Here is a 16,151-nt window from a genome sequence, read left to right as displayed (position 1 = left end):
GGCAAGCTCCGTCGTCACAAAACAGCGGTCACACAGCTGGCTCAATCTTATCCAGCACCCCGTTCGCCGTAATCTCCGCCACCATGATGCTGTTCGAAATACCCAGCAACGCGTAGCGCGCCTCCCCCTCCAGATGATCCACCAAGTGGTGAACCATCACATCAAGCGAGGCCAGTGTCTCGACCAAAAAAACCACCAGGGTTTCGGCTGTGGCTTTCGGGTCCACGGAAAATAGTGTGCTGCGTGTTCGCGGGGTGGCTTTGATGTCGGCGTTCGACGGGAAGTGGAAGTTGAGAGCGCGTTCGGCCGCCTCATTGAGCTTTTTTGACTCGGGTTCGTACGGGGACACTGGATCGGTGTCTGGTGGATTGGGGGTTACCTTGAACATATTTAAGTCTCCAAATATGGAGCCGTCACCCAATCGCTGCTAAACGAATGCAGGGTGGCAGCTGTGCGCAGGTTAGCAGACCGGCGGAGACGAAATCCGGCGCGCCCGAGGGCGCCCTGCGCACAGCTACCATAACGTGCAGGCATGAAATGACCTGACTATATGGATGCAAATGCGCTTCGTCATGACGGGCTGCTAAACCCGATCACTGAAGGGTCAGTGACACGAATCAAGTTACCGAGCGACCCAAAAGCGCACAAGCCGGCGGATTCTGGCGTACCCGTAGGCAAAGGCACAAGGTTTTGTAGCTTTCAGGACGTAACCTGGAGGATGTTTAAATATGCGCCCTCAAGTGCTGTTGAATAGGCTGACACGTGCGTCCTACGGAGGGTGAAAGCGGTAGCAATGAGGTCTCTTTAATCAGTCGGCAATCGGCCAAGAGTGGCCACTCGAATACATCACCTTGATCAGCTGTTTTGTAGGTCGAAGCGGTCACCGATGTTCCGCTGCCAACATTGACCTGAACTGAGAAATGATCTCTGAAGATAGCCCGGCACCTTCGAACACTGCGCAGGTGAAGCTAACGGGTGCAGGGCCTGGAGCAGTTATGATGCGGTCTGCAACCACAGCTACCGGACTGTTTCGATAATGCGTGCGCCCTTCATAACCTACGGCATTCTGTTCTAAGAAGTCAGCGCTGTTCGAGGTATGAGGAACCGTGTCGAGAAGCCCGGCCCTAGCAAGTGCCAGCGTTCCCCCACAGATACCGGCAATTGTCGCTCCATTTGAACGACTGGCATGAAGAAAGCCTCGAATATCCGGAGCTTCTGCACTTTCCCAGACCATTCCTCCAATGACGACAACAACGTCCGGTTTCCAGTCCAGACATTGTTGCAAACTGCTATCGACAGTTACAGCCAATCCACCCTGCGAGCGGAACTGACCCGTAGCAGAAGCGAAAAACCTGACGTCGATCCCGTAAAACGGGGACGCAGTTCCAGCAATGAAAGCATATTCCCAGTCCGCAAAACCGGGTGTCAGTATCAGTCCCACACGTGCCATCAGTCAGAATCCTCCATGAATGCCAATAACATTTGGCGACAACAAACATACATCAAGGGTTGCTTTGGGTCGATTGAAGCCCCTTGCAACAGGCAGCGATCGGCCGATTCTGTTGAAAAAGTCGGATTTTCAGATCGCCTGAACTCAGGCACGACCACCACTGGAGAACCTACTCACCACATTGAGTGGTTTTTCGGCCCTTCGGTGACCTTTGCTGCTCTGTTATTGGGTTAATTTGAGGTTTTTTGCTTGGTGCAGGCGCACCTATCCCGTGACGGGTGGCCCTTGAGATGAAAATTTGGCCAGCCGTTGCAGGTTCTGCACCGCAGCGGCCAGCGTGAATTCATCCGTCGCGCCACTCATGCCACGTAGTCGCAGGCGATCCAATTTCAGGATGCGCTTGAGGTGGGCAAACAACATTTCGACCTTTTTACGTTCGTGGCGAGAGCGCTGATATGCCGGCGTTGCTGCAATGCGCCGAGCCACATCGCGAGCGGCTTCATGGACGCTGCGAGCGATCTTGCGGAATGCTGTGTTCGGGCAGCACTTGGCTTTCATCGGACACGTAGCGCAGTCGGTCTGCCGGGATCGGAAGATGATGGTGTTGGCTTTGGTGACGTGTGAACGCTCATTCTTGAAGGCTCGCCATTCGCTGCGCAATGGGTTGCCGGCCGGGCAGCAGTATTCCTCAGCCTCTTCATTCCAGTGGAAATCGTTGCTCGAAAAACTGTCGTTCTTGCGCTCGGTTTTGTCCCACACCGGCACATGCGGTTCGATGTCTTTTTCCTCCACCATCCAGGCCAGCATCGGCGCGGTACCGTAAGCGGTGTCGCCAATGAGGCGCTCCGGCTTGATGTCGAACTGCGCTTCGACCCGATCAATCATCGTCTTGGTGCTCTCGACTTCTGCGGTTCGATGAGCCGGTGTGGGTTTCACATCCATGATCACGCCATGCTTGGTATCGATCAGATAATTCGTGGAGTAAGCGTAGAAAGCTGGGCCGCCTGGAGCAGCGGTCCAGCGGGCTTGAGGATCCGTCAGCGACAGGCGCTTCGGTAGCGTTTCGGCCAGAGCCTCTTCATCGAGGGCTTCAAGGTACTCGCGCACGGCGCGGGTGCTCAGGGATGGATCGCTCCAGTTGACCGGTTCATCACCCGGTACACCGCGCTGCCGACTCGCATCCGCTTTGATGATGCTGGCGTCCACGGCAAAGCCTTCGCCCTTGACCAGGCCGGCGTCCATGCAACGACGCAGCACTTCATTGAACAGCCAGCGAAACAGATCGCTGTCCCGAAAACGGCCGTGTCGATTTTTGGAAAAGGTCGAGTGGTTGGGGATTTCGTCTTCCAGGCTCAACCGGCAGAACCAGCGATACGCCGGGTTCAAATGGGCCTCTTCGCACAACCGCCGCTCTGAGCGAATGCCGTAGCAATAGCCAACGATCAGCATGCGGATCATCAGTTCGGGATCAATCGACGGACGCCCGATCGGGCTATAGAAATCGGCGAGGTAATGGCGCAGGTCGCTCAGATCGAGGCACCGATCAATGCTGCGCAGAAGGTGATTGGCTGGGATGTGATCTTCAAGGTTGAATGAGTAAAACAGTCGTTCCTGCCCACTCGATAACTGTCCCATCATGCTGCGTGCTTCCCGGCTGGCCAATGCCGAGATTTTGCCGCAGGCCAGACTGGGGAGCTACTTTTTCAACAGAATCGGCCGACAGCCGCCCTTCGCGGGCTCCCACACGGGGTCGAAAGCAGGCCCATCAATAATCTGAACCCATCCCTCGCACAAAACCACCTCCCACAAAAAAGCCCACTGACCGTCACCGGTTCAGTGGGCTTTCCAATACAGCGGCTACTTACAAAGCCATATCACTAGCAGCATTAGCCTTCGGAGCTTTTGGCGCTTCACCAGGAGCAGCAACCGGAGCCGCCATCTGCGGAATCACCGGCGGCGGAGTCAGTTCCAACACCTTGGCGGTATAAGCCCACTCCTGCGCAACCTTCTCAGGACTGCCGTTCAACTGAGTGCCATAGCTCGGCACGATCTGGTGCAGCTTCTCCTGCCAGGCCGGCGAAGCCACCTTGTCCTTGAACACTTTCTGCAGCACGGTCAGCATGATCGGCGCAGCGGTCGATGCACCTGGCGATGCGCCCAGCAGGCCGGCAATCGAGCCGTCAGCAGAAGAAACAATCTCGGTACCCAGTTTCAACACGCCACCCGCCGCTTCATCACGCTTGATGATCTGCACGCGCTGGCCGGCTTGCCACAGGCGCCAGTCTTCGGCTTTGGCGTTCGGGAAGTATTCTTTCAGGGCGTTCATGCGGTCTTCGTCAGACAGCATCAGTTGGCCTGCGAGGTACTCAACCAGTGGGTATTCCTTGATGCCGACCTTGGTCATTGGCCACACGTTATGTGTAGTCGTGGTGGTCAGCAGGTCCAGGTACGAACCTTCTTTCAGGAACTTGGTGCTGAAGGTCGCGAATGGGCCAAACAGGATGACGCGCTTGCCGTCCAGGACACGGGTGTCGAGGTGCGGAACCGACATTGGCGGTGCGCCAACGGAAGCTTTGCCGTAGGCCTTGGCCAGGTGTTGTTCGGCGATGGTCGGGTTTTCGGTCACGAGGAACGAGCCGCCGACCGGGAAGCCTGCGTATTCCTGGGCTTCAGGAATGCCGGACTTCTGCAGCAGGTGCAGTGCACCGCCACCGGCGCCGATGAACACGAACTTGGCGTCGGTTTCGGACTTGGTGCCGTCTTTCAGGTTTTTGTAGCTGACGCGCCAGGTGCCGTCTGCGTTCTTGGTGATGTCTTGCACTTCGCTGGACAGCTTCAAGTCGAACTTTGGCGTGGTTTGCAGGTGCGCGACGAACTGACGGGTGATCTCGCCGAAGTTCACGTCGGTGCCGATCGGGGACCAGGTGGCTGCGACTTTCTGGTTCGGGTCGCGCCCTTCCATCATCAGCGGAACCCATTTCTTGATCACAGCCGGGTCTTCGGAGTACTGCATGCCGGCGAACAGCGGGCTCGCTTGCAGGGCGTCGTAACGCTTCTTCAGGAACTTGATGTTGTCATCGCCCCACACAAAGCTCATGTGCGGCGTGGAGTTGATGAACGAACGCGGGTTTTTCAACACGCCTTGCTGAACTTGCCAGGACCAGAACTGACGGGAGATCTGAAAGGCTTCGTTGATTTCAACGGCTTTCGGGATCTGCACGTTGCCTTTGTCGTCTTCCGGCGTGTAGTTCAACTCGGCCAGGGCGGAGTGACCGGTACCGGCGTTGTTCCAGCCGTTGGAGCTTTCCAGGGCGACGCCATCGAGACGCTCGATCATTTCCATCGAGGTGCCGGGTTCCAGCTCATTGAGCCACACACCCAACGTTGCGCTCATGATGCCGCCGCCAATCAGCAGCACATCAACCTTCTTTGCCTCTTCCGCTTGAGCGGACGTGATCCCCATCGACAAAGCCAGCCCCAGCAGGGCCGTGTTCATTTTTTTAAACATCTGTACACCTATGATAAAACGCCATCCGCCCTTCCATCTTCATGTCAAAAACCCCTGGTTCACGGCATTCAGGCAGGATGTCGTGGGTGTTCATGCATGAGGATTGGAGGGTGGGCACACAAGGCCGATTGTCTGTATCGACCTCAGTTATATGTCCCTACTGAACTGACTTTTTATCATTATTGGCTTCAGCTACTTGAGCGACATTGATCCTGCTTGCGCGTCTGCGAGACGGGCAAACTGATTAGGTCAAACCAAGTTGGCACGCAGAATATCACGGTCGGGCGACCGTGCGCTCCCGAAAGGACTTGTGAGTCTAGTCCAGACGAGGCTCGTTGGCGGCGTTCCGGCCCAAACGATTCAGCACAAACACCTTGGCGTTGCGGGTCATCTGGTCCAGATGCCGGTCGCGCTGCTTCTCGGCGTCGATCATTGCGCGCTTGCCGTGCTTCTGCAGCAAGTAGTGATGAATCTGCCGAACCTCCAGCGAACTGTAGATCGACGCCACATCCAGCAGCCCCATCAAGCCTTCGCTGCTATGGTCGCGAGTGTTCATCAGCACTTGCGTGGCGCGTACGCCCAGCACCTGAAAACCCATCGATTCGAACCACGGCACCTTGGCCACGGCGCAGGTCAATTCGGCGTGCGGGTAACGGCTGATCATGTCTTGTAGCATGGCGCGGGCGACACCTTGGCGACGATGGCCGGCGTCGACCGCCATGTACGCGACGCCGCACGCTTGCGAATCATCCTTGATCGGCAGGTACAGCAGAAAACCGATGACCTTCGTCGGGTCTTCGTCGTCGGTGGCGACGATCAACTCGACCGCAATCCCCTTGGAACCGTCGAGCGCCTCCAGGTACAGGTGCACTTCGAAGCCGACCGTGTATTGGTAGACGTTGTACAGCGGGTTGCTCGGGCCGATGCCGACCATGCTGATGTCGCTCAGGTTATCGACGACCAGTTGCAGGATCTGGCTGTTGATGTGCTCCGGGCACGGGGCTGCGAAGTGGGTGAGTTGGGGCATTGAAATTCTGACTCCGGGAAAAGACTTACTGGGCATCGGCCAGGCTATTGTCACAGATTGAGCGCCACGCGGCTTGCGCCAGCAGTTCGCGGTAGGCCTTGGGGCTGCCCTTCACCCTCCCCGACAACCACGCGCGGCAGTAACTGTCGGCTTGGCCGATGATTAATGACAGCAACAGTTCGCCAGGCACCGCTCGCAATTCATCGCGCCGGCCGGGCTCGGCCAGCCATTCACTGAGTATTTGGTTACGGGTTTTGTTGCGGGTCGCGAGTTCGTCCTTGAACGGACCTTTGGTGATGGCGAACCGTGCGTGGTACTGGAACCGTGCCCATTCTGGCTGGCTGTCGACCCAGTCGACGTAGCTGTGCACCAGCGCGTGCACGCCCTCCTCGGTGGTCTGCGCTTGGGCCAGATACTGGTCGCGAAGCTGGGCCTGATCGTCCAGCGCGGTGAAAAACAGTGCCGCCACCAAGCCTTCCTTGTTGCTGAAATGGTGGTAAATCGCGCCGACGCTGGTGTCGCACTCGGCGCGAATCATCTCGATGGTCGTGGCTTCGACCCCTTGCTCGTTGAACAGGGCCAGGGCCTTTCTGAAGATATCGCGCTTGAGTTCGGCTCTTCTGCCGGGGTAGCTGCGTTCGAGTAAATCTGAAGTTTCCATGCGGGACACTGGCCAAGAAAATCCATGACAAGGCAGAGCAACTGCCGATGAGTACGCCGCGCTAGGTTGACAGATTTCATTGCGACAGAATACTGTTCCGTCACAGAACATTATTCTGTTACGGAAAATAATTCTGTAAAATCAACCATCAGTGAGGCTTCAACATGAGTCAGTTTCTCAGCATGTTTAACAGCGCAGGCCCGGAAGCGTTCAGCAAACTGGCCTGCCAGGTGGCGCCCTACTTCAACACCATCAACCCGCTGATCTCGGAATTGCGCCCGGGGTATGCCGCGGTCCAGGTGCCGTTCAAGCGGGAGATCACCAACCACCTTGGCAGCGTGCATGCGATTGCGATGTGCAACGCCGCCGAACTGGCCGCGGGGACAATGACTGACGTGTCCATCCCTGCCGGTGCGCGCTGGATTCCAAAAGGCATGACTGTGGAGTATCTGGCCAAGGCCAAGAGCGACGTGACGGCAGTGGCCGACGGTGAAGCGGTGGACTGGCAGACCGAAGGCGACAAGATCGTCCCGGTGGATATTCATGACGCCGAAGGCAAGAAGGTGTTTACGGCGCAGATCACGATGAATGTGAAACTGGCCTGAGCCCGACCATCACGGTCACCTCAGCGTTCGACAAGTCGGTCACCGCACCGATAGCCACGCACTGAAGCGTTATCGATGGCGCCCGGTCTGCTCATTGCGGACCGGGCGCCTGTCGATTACGGACCGATTCGTCCAGAGAGTGCGTGGCCGAGTACTACTCGCAACGGGCCACCGACGGTGGCTTGATCATTTCCGAAGCCACCGTGGTCTCGACCACCGGCAACGGCTACCTCGGTTCGCCGGGCCTGTATAACGACGCACAGATTCCTGGCTGGAAAGTCATCACTGAAGCCGTCCACGCCAAGGGCGGCAAGATTTTCCTGCAACTGTTCCATGCCGGTCGCCAGTCCCACAGCGACATGCAGCCTGACGGCGCGCAACCGTTCGGCTCATCGGCCGTATCCTGGTGCTCAAACCTCGTTTGATCGCTTCGCTGCTCCCCCGATGTCCTTAACTAAGCCAGCGCCAATCCGGACTTCCCGAACCAGACAACGGCAGACTTGTTCTTTGACGAGGCGCAATTTGAGAGCTATCGCCAGTTGGGCCTGAGTCAGCCAGCGCGTTTTCGGTACCGGCCCAGACTCAAACGATGTCAATGATAAACTTCGTAACTACCTGAATATTTAATAACAGTTACTCATATCGACTCATCCGAAATATCATTAATTGCACACATACAAAATAAGAATTTTGATCAATAACAGAATCTGAAGAGACTCTGTTTCAAAAGCGCAACAACTCCACCCACATTCTGTCACTCCAACTTTACACCACTTTATTTAGAATAATCGGCATTGGCACTCCCGGGATTTCACTGCTACCGTTTACCCATCAATAGAAACTTCTATTACTGCCATAGGCCTTCCGACGACTCAGGGAGAGGACACCATGTACACGAGTGACTCTATATGGTTCGTAGCGCCTAATACCGAAATGCTGGTATCGCCTTATGCGCTTTATGAAAACTCCAGACGCATAGAAGCGGCCCAGGCATTCGAGGTGACCATGGTCACCACCGTAGTCGGCGAAGACCTGGATGGTTTCCTGAGAGGAAATAACGATGTAATGGTTCTAACGAGGGTCTCTTTTGGCGAACAACCCTTAGTTGACCGTGTTCATTTTTACGAAACAGGGATTCCGGCAGGAGCCCCTATTCGCAGCCTGTATGCCGATAATATTTATGCCACGGACGACTACTCAGGAAGGGACAAATTAAGAATCGAATTGAATGTTCTCGAGATCGACACTGACTCCGAAGAAAGAAAGGTACTGACGAAGGCATTTCAATCCCTTGCTGCTACGGCCGGCGCCGTCTTTCCAGCGATGCTCCCCTATACGATAGCCGCCAGCATGGGAGCCGAAATAGTTGAACGGCTGGCCACTACACTGGAGAAAGATGAGCGCGTCATCAGGTTTCCATTTGCCCTTTACCCTGGGGCACCACGCCCTGGAATGGCCCCTCTGCAAGAAGGAACCTATGTCGTCTTTTCTCAGGCCCGCGACCCGATCAGGTTCCGACTCCAATCCAATGGGCTGCTGACCCTGGCGGATAAACCCGCAAATGTTTCGTACGCCATCTTTAATGTGTCCACAGATGTCACCCCCAGCCCATCTTTTGTCATCAATCAGAAAATCGCCACACTCCTGACGCAGCTGAATTCAGGAAACTCAAATTCCACAACAAATACCCTGAATTTTCTGAAGTCGACGCTGCAGCAATATACCAACTACCAAAAACTGCAGCGCTATGTAGAACTTAAAAACAAAACAACTCCCACCACAAAAGAACAACAACTGTTAGCCGACATCGAAAACACCGAAGAACTCAAGCCTTTTCTTCCCGGCTGACCACGCCGACGCGGGCCCGACACTAAAAGCCGCTACACATACCACTTAGAGCATCTGAGCTTGCATTGAGGGCATCATGTTTACATTCGACGACGACGCCTTTCTGGACGGTTACAGAAAACGATTCGGCCCCATGAAGTCTGAGTTGGCGGACTCGATAAAATTGCTATTAGCAAAAATTGAAATAGATCAACGATTTACCGTCAACCCAATTGATCGCTACCAACTGGCTTATTGCCTGGCCACTTTCAAATGGGAAACCGCTCATACGCTGCAACCGATCGACGAATACGGTTCAGTAGAATATTTCAATCGTCGGTATGGCCCCGACACTCCTACGGGCAAACGGCTTGGGAATGTGGAGCCTGGAGACGGAGCGAAATTTCATGGCCGAGGCTATGTTCAACTGACCGGAAGAAGTAATTACCAGAAGACCGGGGCATTTTTTCATCAGGATTTATTGAGCAACCCATCGAAGGCAAAAGAGCCGAGCCTCGCTTATGAAATCGCCGTGGAGGGGATGAGGCAGGGATGGTTCACAGGCAAAAAACTGAGCCAGTTTTTCAAGGCCGGGCAACCACCAGACTATGAGGGTGCGCGCGTCATCATTAATGGCCATGACAAGGCACAGACCATCGCCGACATCGCTCGACGCATGGACGAATTATTGGAAATGTCTTTAAACCCCTGAAAATCGGTGAACGCTATGTTGCGTCAGCAAGCACTGAACACCATATGGAAGAGGCTCTTCTTTATTTTCACGTTGCTGCTGATATTGTCGGTAGTGCTGGCCAGCCAAACGACCGGTTACCAGGTCCCGCTCATTGTCTTCATCACAGGAAATATCGGCGGCTACGTGGGTTTTCACCGTCGACTGGCGAACCTGACCGATGAGGAAATCATCCACCTTTCCTCCACGTGGTTTGGCGTGACGCTGCCCTCCTTCATCGGTGGCATCCTGGCAGGCGTCCTGTACATTCTTTTTATTTCAGGCGTTGTTAGCGGTGACCTGTTTCCGAAAATAATCGCGGACCAAACACCCACGTGCCTGGACCCGAAAACCTCCGAGCGCTTTGAAGTCATCTTTTGCCAGCATGCCGAAGGCTATGCGTCGTACGCAAAACTATTGTTTTGGTCCTTTGTGGCGGGCTTTAACCAAAACTACGTTGTCGACCTCATAGAATCGCTAAAGGGCAGCGACAACACCACTGACGCCGACGCTAGAGACAATGAAGCCGGGAAGTAGAATCCTCGCCCGCCACGTTGTCCTTACTCAGACACTGCCACTTGATTACGCCCACGCGCCTTGGCCCGATAGAGCGCCTTGTCCGCATTGTTCATCAGACTTTGCAGATCAGGGTCGTGCATCTCCATTGCGGCGACGCCAAGGCTGGCCGAAATGCGATAAACCGGGCCGGCCATCAACCCACCGATGGACTGGATCAGGTGCTCGGCAATTTCGAGGGCGACCTCAATGGACGTGTCCGGCAGCAGGATGGCGAATTCCTCGCCCCCCAGCCGGCCGTAGACGTCCGTATCACGAAAACAGGTGCTGATGACCACTCCCATCTGGCGCAATACCTGATCGCCGACCTGATGGCCGTAAGTGTCATTGATGTGCTTGAAGTGATCCATATCGAGCATGACCGCGCACAGCGGCAACCGATGGTGTTGGCAGTTGTTGAACAACTGCTGCGCATGCTCAAAAAAAGCCCGGCGGTTTTTCAGCCCGGTGAGTTCATCGGTTTGCGCAGCATGCGTGGCGATGCGGTGCGCCAGTTCCATTTCACGGGTCAGGCGAAAAGCAGTTTCCAGCGCTTCGGACAGTTTGCGGGTGGCTCTGGCAACAAATGAAGCAAACACCACGACGGCCAGGGCCATACCGACTTGCAATGTTGTCGGCTGAAACACCAGCCAGGTGGTACACGGCAACAACACCAGGCCAATCGACACCAGCGTCATGTACCGGTAGGACGAGTAACACGACACGGCACTGACCGACATGCCGACGGCAAACAGCATCACCAGTGCCTGGGCCAACAGGTCGTCTGACGGTATGACGGCTAAAGCCCCAGCGCCCCAGATACCGGCAGACAACACCAGCGTCACCCAATAGATCCGCTCCCAGCGTTGCGGCGTGCGCTCACTGTCCGGGCTGCGAAAATAGACCACAAACATCAGGATGCGCAGTAACGAGGAGGCGCTCAGCAGGCCAATCCAGCCGATCATCACGTTGTGATCCATGCGCTCCCAGCACAGCCCGCACAGCATAAGCGCGGCCAGGTAACTGCCGAACACCGCGGACACCGATTGGTTGAACAGCTGTCGCAATCGGTCACCGCGCACTTGCGCCGCGATGAAAGTCTCCTGGTGGTGCCGAAATCCTGGGCCATCCATGTGATCCGCCTGATCATGATGCAAAGACAAAAAAGCGATTGTGGCACCCTGCCACCTGGACAAACAAATGAATCCTTAAGCCCCACCGTACTTTGTAGCAGCCTGCGCCCGGCTGCGCAGCATTCGTGAGAATAGACGATGCGGTGTTTCAGGAAATCCGAGCGTGCTGAATTTACGACTGCTTCGCAGCCGGATACAGGCTGCGCCAGCTGCTACAAAGGCACCGCTGCGTTACTGCTGCGGCGCCACCATCTTGAACCGGATATTGATGTCGTCGGAAACCACGGTATCGGCATATTCACCTTCGCCGATCTTGAAGTCGCTGCGTTTGAGGGTTAACTCGCCGTCGAAGATGCCGATGGTGTCCTCGGCTTTCAGCAGGACCGGAACCGCTACATCACGGGTAACCCCCCTGAGCGTCAGTTTGCCGATGATTGTGTATTTGTTGTCGCCAAGCGCCTTCACATCGGTCGATTCAAAGGTCGCCACAGGATAATCCGCCGAATTGAACCAGGCGGGTTTTTGCAGTTCCGTGTTGGCGTCACTGCTGCCGGCATCGATGCTGTCGAGCTGGATAGTGAGCGAGGCCCGGGCTGCCGCAGGGTTGGCCGTGTCGAAATCCAGCTTGGCTTCGAACACGCCAAACGTGCCGTACACCTGCGAGGTGAATTGGTTGTACGTGAAGGAGATCTTGCTTGCGGCTTGATTGACTTGTTTGTATTGCACCGCTTGCGCGCAGGGCAAGCCAACCGTGAGTATGACTGCCAGAATAGCGAGCCGCGGGAGTCGAACAGTCATGGGATTCTCCGGTCGGGGCTCCCTCATGGGCTGAGATACCCAAGCATAGGTCTGCAATAAGAGGACTAAAGCAAAAAACGGCCGCTTCTTCCACTCTACACAGACGCGGGGCAATAAACCCGGCCACTCCCCAACCGTGGGCGCGAACGCGCCGATCAATGACCAGTCACTGACCCCGGGCGCCAACCCGATCATAGGCGCGACCCGGTTTCAGGACTGGCTCAAGACCCACTAGGCGCCAGCAGGACTCACCTGCATCAATTTCGCATACGCCTGCAAATGGTGGTCATCGTCACCGAACTGGCGCGCCACCATCAGCAAATGCTTGGCATGGTGTGAGAGCACGTATTCCCAGGTCAGGCCGATGCCACCGTGCAATTGAATGCCTTGATCGGCGACGAACCGACTGGCACGGCTGACGATAAACTTGGCCGCCGCCAGCACACGGCTTCGCTCATCGCTGTCCGTCTGATCGGCCACACACGCGGCGAGCAGGGTCATGGATGTGGCTTGATCGAGCTCGATGCGCATGTCCACCATGCGATGTTGCAACGCCTGGAACTTGCCGATCGGTTGGCCGAATTGCTGGCGGGTCTTCAGATAGTCCAGGGTCAGCGCACACGCCGCTTCCATGCTGCCAACGGCCTCGGCGCACTGCGCAGCGATGCAACGGCCTTGCTGATAACGCAGCGCCAGCAACGCCTGACCGACGTCACCCAGCACGGCGTCGCTGCTGACGTGTACGCCCTCCAGATACAGTTCGCATGCCATGCGCCCGTCCATGGTGGCGAACGAGCGACGACGTACACCGTTGGCTTTGGGGTCGAGCAAAAACAGGCTGATGCCTTTCTCGTCACGTGCTTGATGGCTGGTGCGCGCAGAAACCAGGATCAACCCGGCGCTTTGCCCGCCCACCACCACCGACTTTCGGCCATTGAGCAGCCAGCCGCCATTGACCGGCTCGGCCGTGGTCTGCACGTCATGGAGTTGGTAATGGCTTTGCGGCTCGTCGAGCGCCACGGCCAATTGCAGCTCGGCGCTGCCCACCGAGGCCAGTAACGACTGCTTTTGAGCTTCAGTGCCCAGTTGGCTGATCAGGCCGCCGCCGAAAATGACCGAGTGCAAGTAAGGTTCCAGGCACAGGCCACGCCCCAGCTCGGTCATGATCAGCATGTTTTCCACGCCACTTCCGCCGAATCCGCCATACGCCTCGGCGAACGGCACTGCGCACAACCCAAGCTCGCCCAGCTGTTGCATGAACGGTCCGCTGAAGCCGTACTGACTTTGGCGGTAATGTTCACGTTGCTCGAAACCGTAGGCATCGCGCACCAGTCGGGCCGTGGTGTCCTGCAGCATGAGTTGCTCTTCGTTCAGTTTGAAATCCATGGTCCGCCCCTTACAGTTCGAGAATCATTTTGGCGATGATGTTCTTCTGGATTTCGTTGGCGCCGCCATAGATCGAAGCCTTGCGCGCATCCAGATACTGATAGGTGGCGGCGCTGCTGTAGTCGGTGTACAGCAACGGTTCAGTGCCGTAACCCAGCTCTTCGTCTATGAATGGCAGCGCGTAAGGGCCCACCGCCTTGCTGATCAGGTAGGTGATCGCCTGGCGAATTTCGGTGCCCTTGATCTTCAGGAACGAGCTTTCCGCGCCAGGCACGCCGCCGTCGCGAACCGCCGCCAAAGTGCGCAGGCTGCTCATTTCAGCGGCCATCAATTGCATCTCGACTTCGGCAATCTGCGTGCGGAACATCGCGTCTTCGATCAGCGGACGACCATCGCGCAACTCGTGGCTGGCAATGTGCTTGAGCCGGCTCAGCAACGCCTTGTTCTGCGCGATGCCGCCGATGCTGGTGCGCTCATGGGTCAGCAAATATTTGGCGCAGGTCCAGCCCTGATTTTCTTCGCCGACCAGGTTCTGCACCGGCACACGCACGTTGTCGAAGAACACTTCGTTGACTTCATGCTCACCGTCGAGGGTGATGATCGGACGCACAGTGATACCCGGCGTCTTCATGTCGATCAGCAAAAAGGAAATACCGCGCTGCTGTTGCGCCTGCGGATCGGTGCGCACCAGACAAAACATCCAGTCGGCGAAGTGCGCCAGGGTGGTCCAGGTCTTTTGGCCGTTGACCACGTAATGTTCGCCCTCGCGCACGGCGCGGGTTTTCAGCGAAGACAGATCCGAGCCCGCTCCCGGTTCGGAGTAACCCTGGCACCACCAGTCTTCGCACGTGAGTATGCGCGGCAGAAACCGCGCTTTCTGCTCGGGCGTGCCGAACTTGATGATCACGGGTGCGACCATTTTCAAACCGAAGGACGACACTTTCGGGGCGCCGGCCACGAAGCATTCTTCGTCGAAGATATGCTTTTGCACATCGCTCCAACCGGTGCCGCCAAACTCCACCGGCCAGCCCGGGGCCAGCCAGCCTTGACGGTTGAGGGTCTGCATCCATTGCACCTGGTGCTCTTTACTCAGGCGCTTGCCCAGCGAAATGCGCTCGGCAAACTCTTTCGGCAGATGCTCACGCAGATACGCTCGAACGTCCTGGCGAAACGCCAATTCGTCCGCTGTGAAATCAATGTCCATCAATCAACTCCAAATTCGCCTTGGTCTACCCAATTTCGACGCTGCGAAGAACCCTGTGTGAGCGAGCTTGCTCGCGATAGCGGCTTGTCAGTCACCGTCAATGTGGGATGAACGGGCCTCATCGCGAACAAGCTCACTCCCACAGGGGTAGTGGCAGGGCTGCTTAGTCGAAGATGATGACCGAGCGGGCCAGTTCGCCACGGCGCAGCTCATCAAAAGCGTCATTGATCTGCTCCAGGCTGATGCGCTGGGAAATCATTTCGTCGAGCTTGAGCTTGCCGGCCATGTAGAAATCCACCAGACGCGGCATGTCCACCGGGAAGCGGTTAGACCCCATCAACGAACCCTGGATGCGGCGCTCGTGGAGCAACTGCAACGGGTCGATTTCAATTTTCAGCCCCGGCTTGAGCATGCCGATCACCGTGGCAGTGCCGCCGCGCGCGAGCATGGCGAAAGCCTGCTCGGCAGTTTGCTTGAGGCCGATGCATTCAAACGCATGGTGCACACCACCCCGGGTCAGTTCCTGCACCTGCTTGGCCGCATCGCCGTCCTTGCCATTGATCACATCGGTGGCGCCGAACTGGCGGGCCAGTTCCAGTTTGGAATCCAGCATGTCGATGGCGATGATCCGCCCTGCCCCGGCCAATGCCGCACCGTTGATGGCCGCCAGGCCGATGCCGCCGCAACCGATCACTGCCACGGTCTCGCCCGGACGCACCTTGGCCGTGTTGAACACCGCACCGGTGCCGGTGGTGACAGCACAACCGAGCAGCGCAGCGCGGTCCAGCGGCATGTCACGACGGATCGCCACACAGGCGTTTTCATGCACCAGCATCTGCTCGGCAAACCCGGACAGGTTGACGAATTGCGGCATCGGTTTTTGCACGTAGGTCAGGCGCGGTTCTTCGTCCTTGTCGCGTTTGGTTTCCGGCGATACACAGCGAGCCAGGTGGCCGGTCACGCAGTGTTCGCAGTGACCGCAAAACACGGTCAGGCAGGTGACCACATGATCACCCGGCTTGACCGAACGGACTTCGGAACCGACCTGTTCGACCACACCCGCCGCCTCGTGGCCCAACACCATCGGCCCCGGATATGGAAAGGAACCGTCGATGACGTGCAAATCGGAATGGCAGACACCGACCGCTTTGGTGCGAATCAGCACTTCGCGTGGGCCCGGTTTGCTGATGCCCACTTCTTCGATGACGAGCGGGGATCCAACCTGATGGAAAACGGCAGCTTTCATGAAATTTTTCTCGGTAGTGAA

At 56.7% G+C, this 16,151-nt stretch carries 16 protein-coding genes and 1 pseudogene; 6 read left to right on the top strand and 11 right to left on the bottom strand.

Annotated features, from left to right (window positions below; translation table 11 throughout):
* Positions 1-28: 28 nt before the first annotated feature.
* Positions 29-388 (bottom strand): DUF6124 family protein, encoded by a 360-nt coding sequence (locus J2X66_RS20005; protein WP_310267465.1) that lies wholly within the window; start codon positions 386-388, stop codon positions 29-31.
* A 492-nt stretch (positions 389-880) separates the two neighbouring features.
* Positions 881-1,450: a DJ-1/PfpI family protein gene (locus J2X66_RS20000; protein WP_310267463.1), complete on the bottom strand. Its 570-nt coding sequence runs from the start codon at positions 1,448-1,450 to the stop codon at positions 881-883.
* A gap of 15 nt (positions 1,451-1,465) precedes the next feature.
* Between J2X66_RS20000 and J2X66_RS19995 the strand changes: the two genes are divergently transcribed.
* Positions 1,466-1,684 carry a hypothetical protein gene (locus J2X66_RS19995; RefSeq protein ID WP_310267462.1) on the top strand — a complete coding sequence of 73 codons (219 nt, stop codon included), beginning with the start codon at positions 1,466-1,468 and terminating at the stop codon, positions 1,682-1,684.
* 30 nt (positions 1,685-1,714) lie between these two features.
* Here J2X66_RS19995 and J2X66_RS19990 read toward each other — a convergent pair whose 3' ends face one another.
* The 4 genes from J2X66_RS19990 to J2X66_RS19975 all read right to left on the bottom strand — a co-directional run bounded on the left by J2X66_RS19990 (position 1,715) and on the right by J2X66_RS19975 (position 6,646).
* Positions 1,715-3,088: an IS1182 family transposase gene (locus J2X66_RS19990; RefSeq protein ID WP_310267460.1), complete on the bottom strand. Its 1,374-nt coding sequence runs from the start codon at positions 3,086-3,088 to the stop codon at positions 1,715-1,717.
* A gap of 223 nt (positions 3,089-3,311) precedes the next feature.
* The gene (gene mqo / locus J2X66_RS19985) at positions 3,312-4,958 is read right to left on the bottom strand and encodes a malate dehydrogenase (quinone) (protein ID WP_310267458.1); all 1,647 of its coding nucleotides are present in this window, start codon (positions 4,956-4,958) and stop codon (positions 3,312-3,314) included.
* Positions 4,959-5,274: 316 nt separating this feature from the next.
* The gene (locus tag J2X66_RS19980; protein WP_310267456.1) at positions 5,275-5,985 is read right to left on the bottom strand and encodes a GNAT family N-acetyltransferase; all 711 of its coding nucleotides are present in this window, start codon (positions 5,983-5,985) and stop codon (positions 5,275-5,277) included.
* 25 nt (positions 5,986-6,010) lie between these two features.
* A complete protein-coding gene (locus J2X66_RS19975) occupies positions 6,011-6,646 on the bottom strand; it encodes a TetR/AcrR family transcriptional regulator (protein ID WP_310267453.1) in 636 nt (211 codons plus the stop codon).
* 164 nt (positions 6,647-6,810) lie between these two features.
* Here J2X66_RS19975 and J2X66_RS19970 point away from each other — a divergent pair, with 164 nt between their 5' ends.
* The 5 genes and pseudogenes from J2X66_RS19970 to J2X66_RS19950 all read left to right on the top strand — a co-directional run bounded on the left by J2X66_RS19970 (position 6,811) and on the right by J2X66_RS19950 (position 10,345).
* Complete coding sequence (locus tag J2X66_RS19970) at positions 6,811-7,251, top strand: hotdog fold domain-containing protein (RefSeq protein WP_310267451.1); 441 nt, start codon at positions 6,811-6,813, stop codon at positions 7,249-7,251.
* A 71-nt stretch (positions 7,252-7,322) separates the two neighbouring features.
* Positions 7,323-7,652, top strand: a pseudogene (locus J2X66_RS19965) (hypothetical protein); the annotation flags it as partial.
* Between the two features lie 487 nt (positions 7,653-8,139).
* Complete coding sequence (locus tag J2X66_RS19960; RefSeq protein WP_310267449.1) at positions 8,140-9,099, top strand: hypothetical protein; 960 nt, start codon at positions 8,140-8,142, stop codon at positions 9,097-9,099.
* A gap of 76 nt (positions 9,100-9,175) precedes the next feature.
* Complete coding sequence (locus J2X66_RS19955) at positions 9,176-9,790, top strand: hypothetical protein (protein ID WP_310267447.1); 615 nt, start codon at positions 9,176-9,178, stop codon at positions 9,788-9,790.
* A gap of 15 nt (positions 9,791-9,805) precedes the next feature.
* Positions 9,806-10,345, top strand: a complete 540-nt coding sequence (locus J2X66_RS19950; RefSeq protein ID WP_310267445.1) for a hypothetical protein — start codon at positions 9,806-9,808, stop codon at positions 10,343-10,345.
* 23 nt (positions 10,346-10,368) lie between these two features.
* Here the strand turns inward: J2X66_RS19950 and J2X66_RS19945 are convergent, their stop codons facing one another.
* The 5 genes from J2X66_RS19945 to J2X66_RS19925 form a co-directional block, all read right to left on the bottom strand.
* Entirely contained in the window at positions 10,369-11,496 is a 1,128-nt protein-coding gene (locus J2X66_RS19945; protein ID WP_310267443.1) for a diguanylate cyclase, read from the bottom strand.
* A 231-nt stretch (positions 11,497-11,727) separates the two neighbouring features.
* Positions 11,728-12,294 (bottom strand): YceI family protein, encoded by a 567-nt coding sequence (locus J2X66_RS19940; RefSeq protein ID WP_310267441.1) that lies wholly within the window; start codon positions 12,292-12,294, stop codon positions 11,728-11,730.
* A gap of 231 nt (positions 12,295-12,525) precedes the next feature.
* On the bottom strand, positions 12,526-13,680 hold the full coding sequence (locus J2X66_RS19935; protein ID WP_310267439.1) for an acyl-CoA dehydrogenase: 1,155 nt from the start codon (positions 13,678-13,680) through the stop codon (positions 12,526-12,528).
* A 10-nt stretch (positions 13,681-13,690) separates the two neighbouring features.
* Positions 13,691-14,884, bottom strand: coding sequence for an acyl-CoA dehydrogenase family protein (locus J2X66_RS19930; protein WP_310267437.1), 1,194 nt, complete (start codon positions 14,882-14,884; stop codon positions 13,691-13,693).
* Positions 14,885-15,047: 163 nt separating this feature from the next.
* The gene (locus J2X66_RS19925) at positions 15,048-16,130 is read right to left on the bottom strand and encodes a Zn-dependent alcohol dehydrogenase (protein ID WP_310267436.1); all 1,083 of its coding nucleotides are present in this window, start codon (positions 16,128-16,130) and stop codon (positions 15,048-15,050) included.
* Positions 16,131-16,151: the final 21 nt, after the last annotated feature.

It is taken from the genome of Pseudomonas sp. 3296 (assembly GCF_031456615.1).
In the GTDB taxonomy this organism is placed as follows: domain Bacteria; phylum Pseudomonadota; class Gammaproteobacteria; order Pseudomonadales; family Pseudomonadaceae; genus Aquipseudomonas; species Aquipseudomonas mucoides.
This window is presented reverse-complemented; position numbering and strand designations above follow the sequence as displayed.

Excerpts from the sequence above, each read along its gene's own strand:
- J2X66_RS20005 (WP_310267465.1), bottom strand. The coding sequence starts at position 388 with ATGTTCAAGGTAACCCCCAATCCACCAGACACCGATCCAGTGTCCCCG.
- J2X66_RS20000 (WP_310267463.1), bottom strand. The coding sequence starts at position 1,450 with ATGGCACGTGTGGGACTGATACTGACACCCGGTTTTGCGGACTGGGAA.
- J2X66_RS19995 (WP_310267462.1), top strand. The coding sequence starts at position 1,466 with ATGAATGCCAATAACATTTGGCGACAACAAACATACATCAAGGGTTGC.
- J2X66_RS19990 (WP_310267460.1), bottom strand. The coding sequence starts at position 3,088 with ATGATGGGACAGTTATCGAGTGGGCAGGAACGACTGTTTTACTCATTC.
- mqo (WP_310267458.1), bottom strand. The coding sequence starts at position 4,958 with ATGTTTAAAAAAATGAACACGGCCCTGCTGGGGCTGGCTTTGTCGATG.
- J2X66_RS19980 (WP_310267456.1), bottom strand. The coding sequence starts at position 5,985 with ATGCCCCAACTCACCCACTTCGCAGCCCCGTGCCCGGAGCACATCAAC.
- J2X66_RS19975 (WP_310267453.1), bottom strand. The coding sequence starts at position 6,646 with ATGGAAACTTCAGATTTACTCGAACGCAGCTACCCCGGCAGAAGAGCC.
- J2X66_RS19970 (WP_310267451.1), top strand. The coding sequence starts at position 6,811 with ATGAGTCAGTTTCTCAGCATGTTTAACAGCGCAGGCCCGGAAGCGTTC.
- J2X66_RS19960 (WP_310267449.1), top strand. The coding sequence starts at position 8,140 with ATGTACACGAGTGACTCTATATGGTTCGTAGCGCCTAATACCGAAATG.
- J2X66_RS19955 (WP_310267447.1), top strand. The coding sequence starts at position 9,176 with ATGTTTACATTCGACGACGACGCCTTTCTGGACGGTTACAGAAAACGA.
- J2X66_RS19950 (WP_310267445.1), top strand. The coding sequence starts at position 9,806 with ATGTTGCGTCAGCAAGCACTGAACACCATATGGAAGAGGCTCTTCTTT.
- J2X66_RS19945 (WP_310267443.1), bottom strand. The coding sequence starts at position 11,496 with ATGGATGGCCCAGGATTTCGGCACCACCAGGAGACTTTCATCGCGGCG.
- J2X66_RS19940 (WP_310267441.1), bottom strand. The coding sequence starts at position 12,294 with ATGACTGTTCGACTCCCGCGGCTCGCTATTCTGGCAGTCATACTCACG.
- J2X66_RS19935 (WP_310267439.1), bottom strand. The coding sequence starts at position 13,680 with ATGGATTTCAAACTGAACGAAGAGCAACTCATGCTGCAGGACACCACG.
- J2X66_RS19930 (WP_310267437.1), bottom strand. The coding sequence starts at position 14,884 with ATGGACATTGATTTCACAGCGGACGAATTGGCGTTTCGCCAGGACGTT.
- J2X66_RS19925 (WP_310267436.1), bottom strand. The coding sequence starts at position 16,130 with ATGAAAGCTGCCGTTTTCCATCAGGTTGGATCCCCGCTCGTCATCGAA.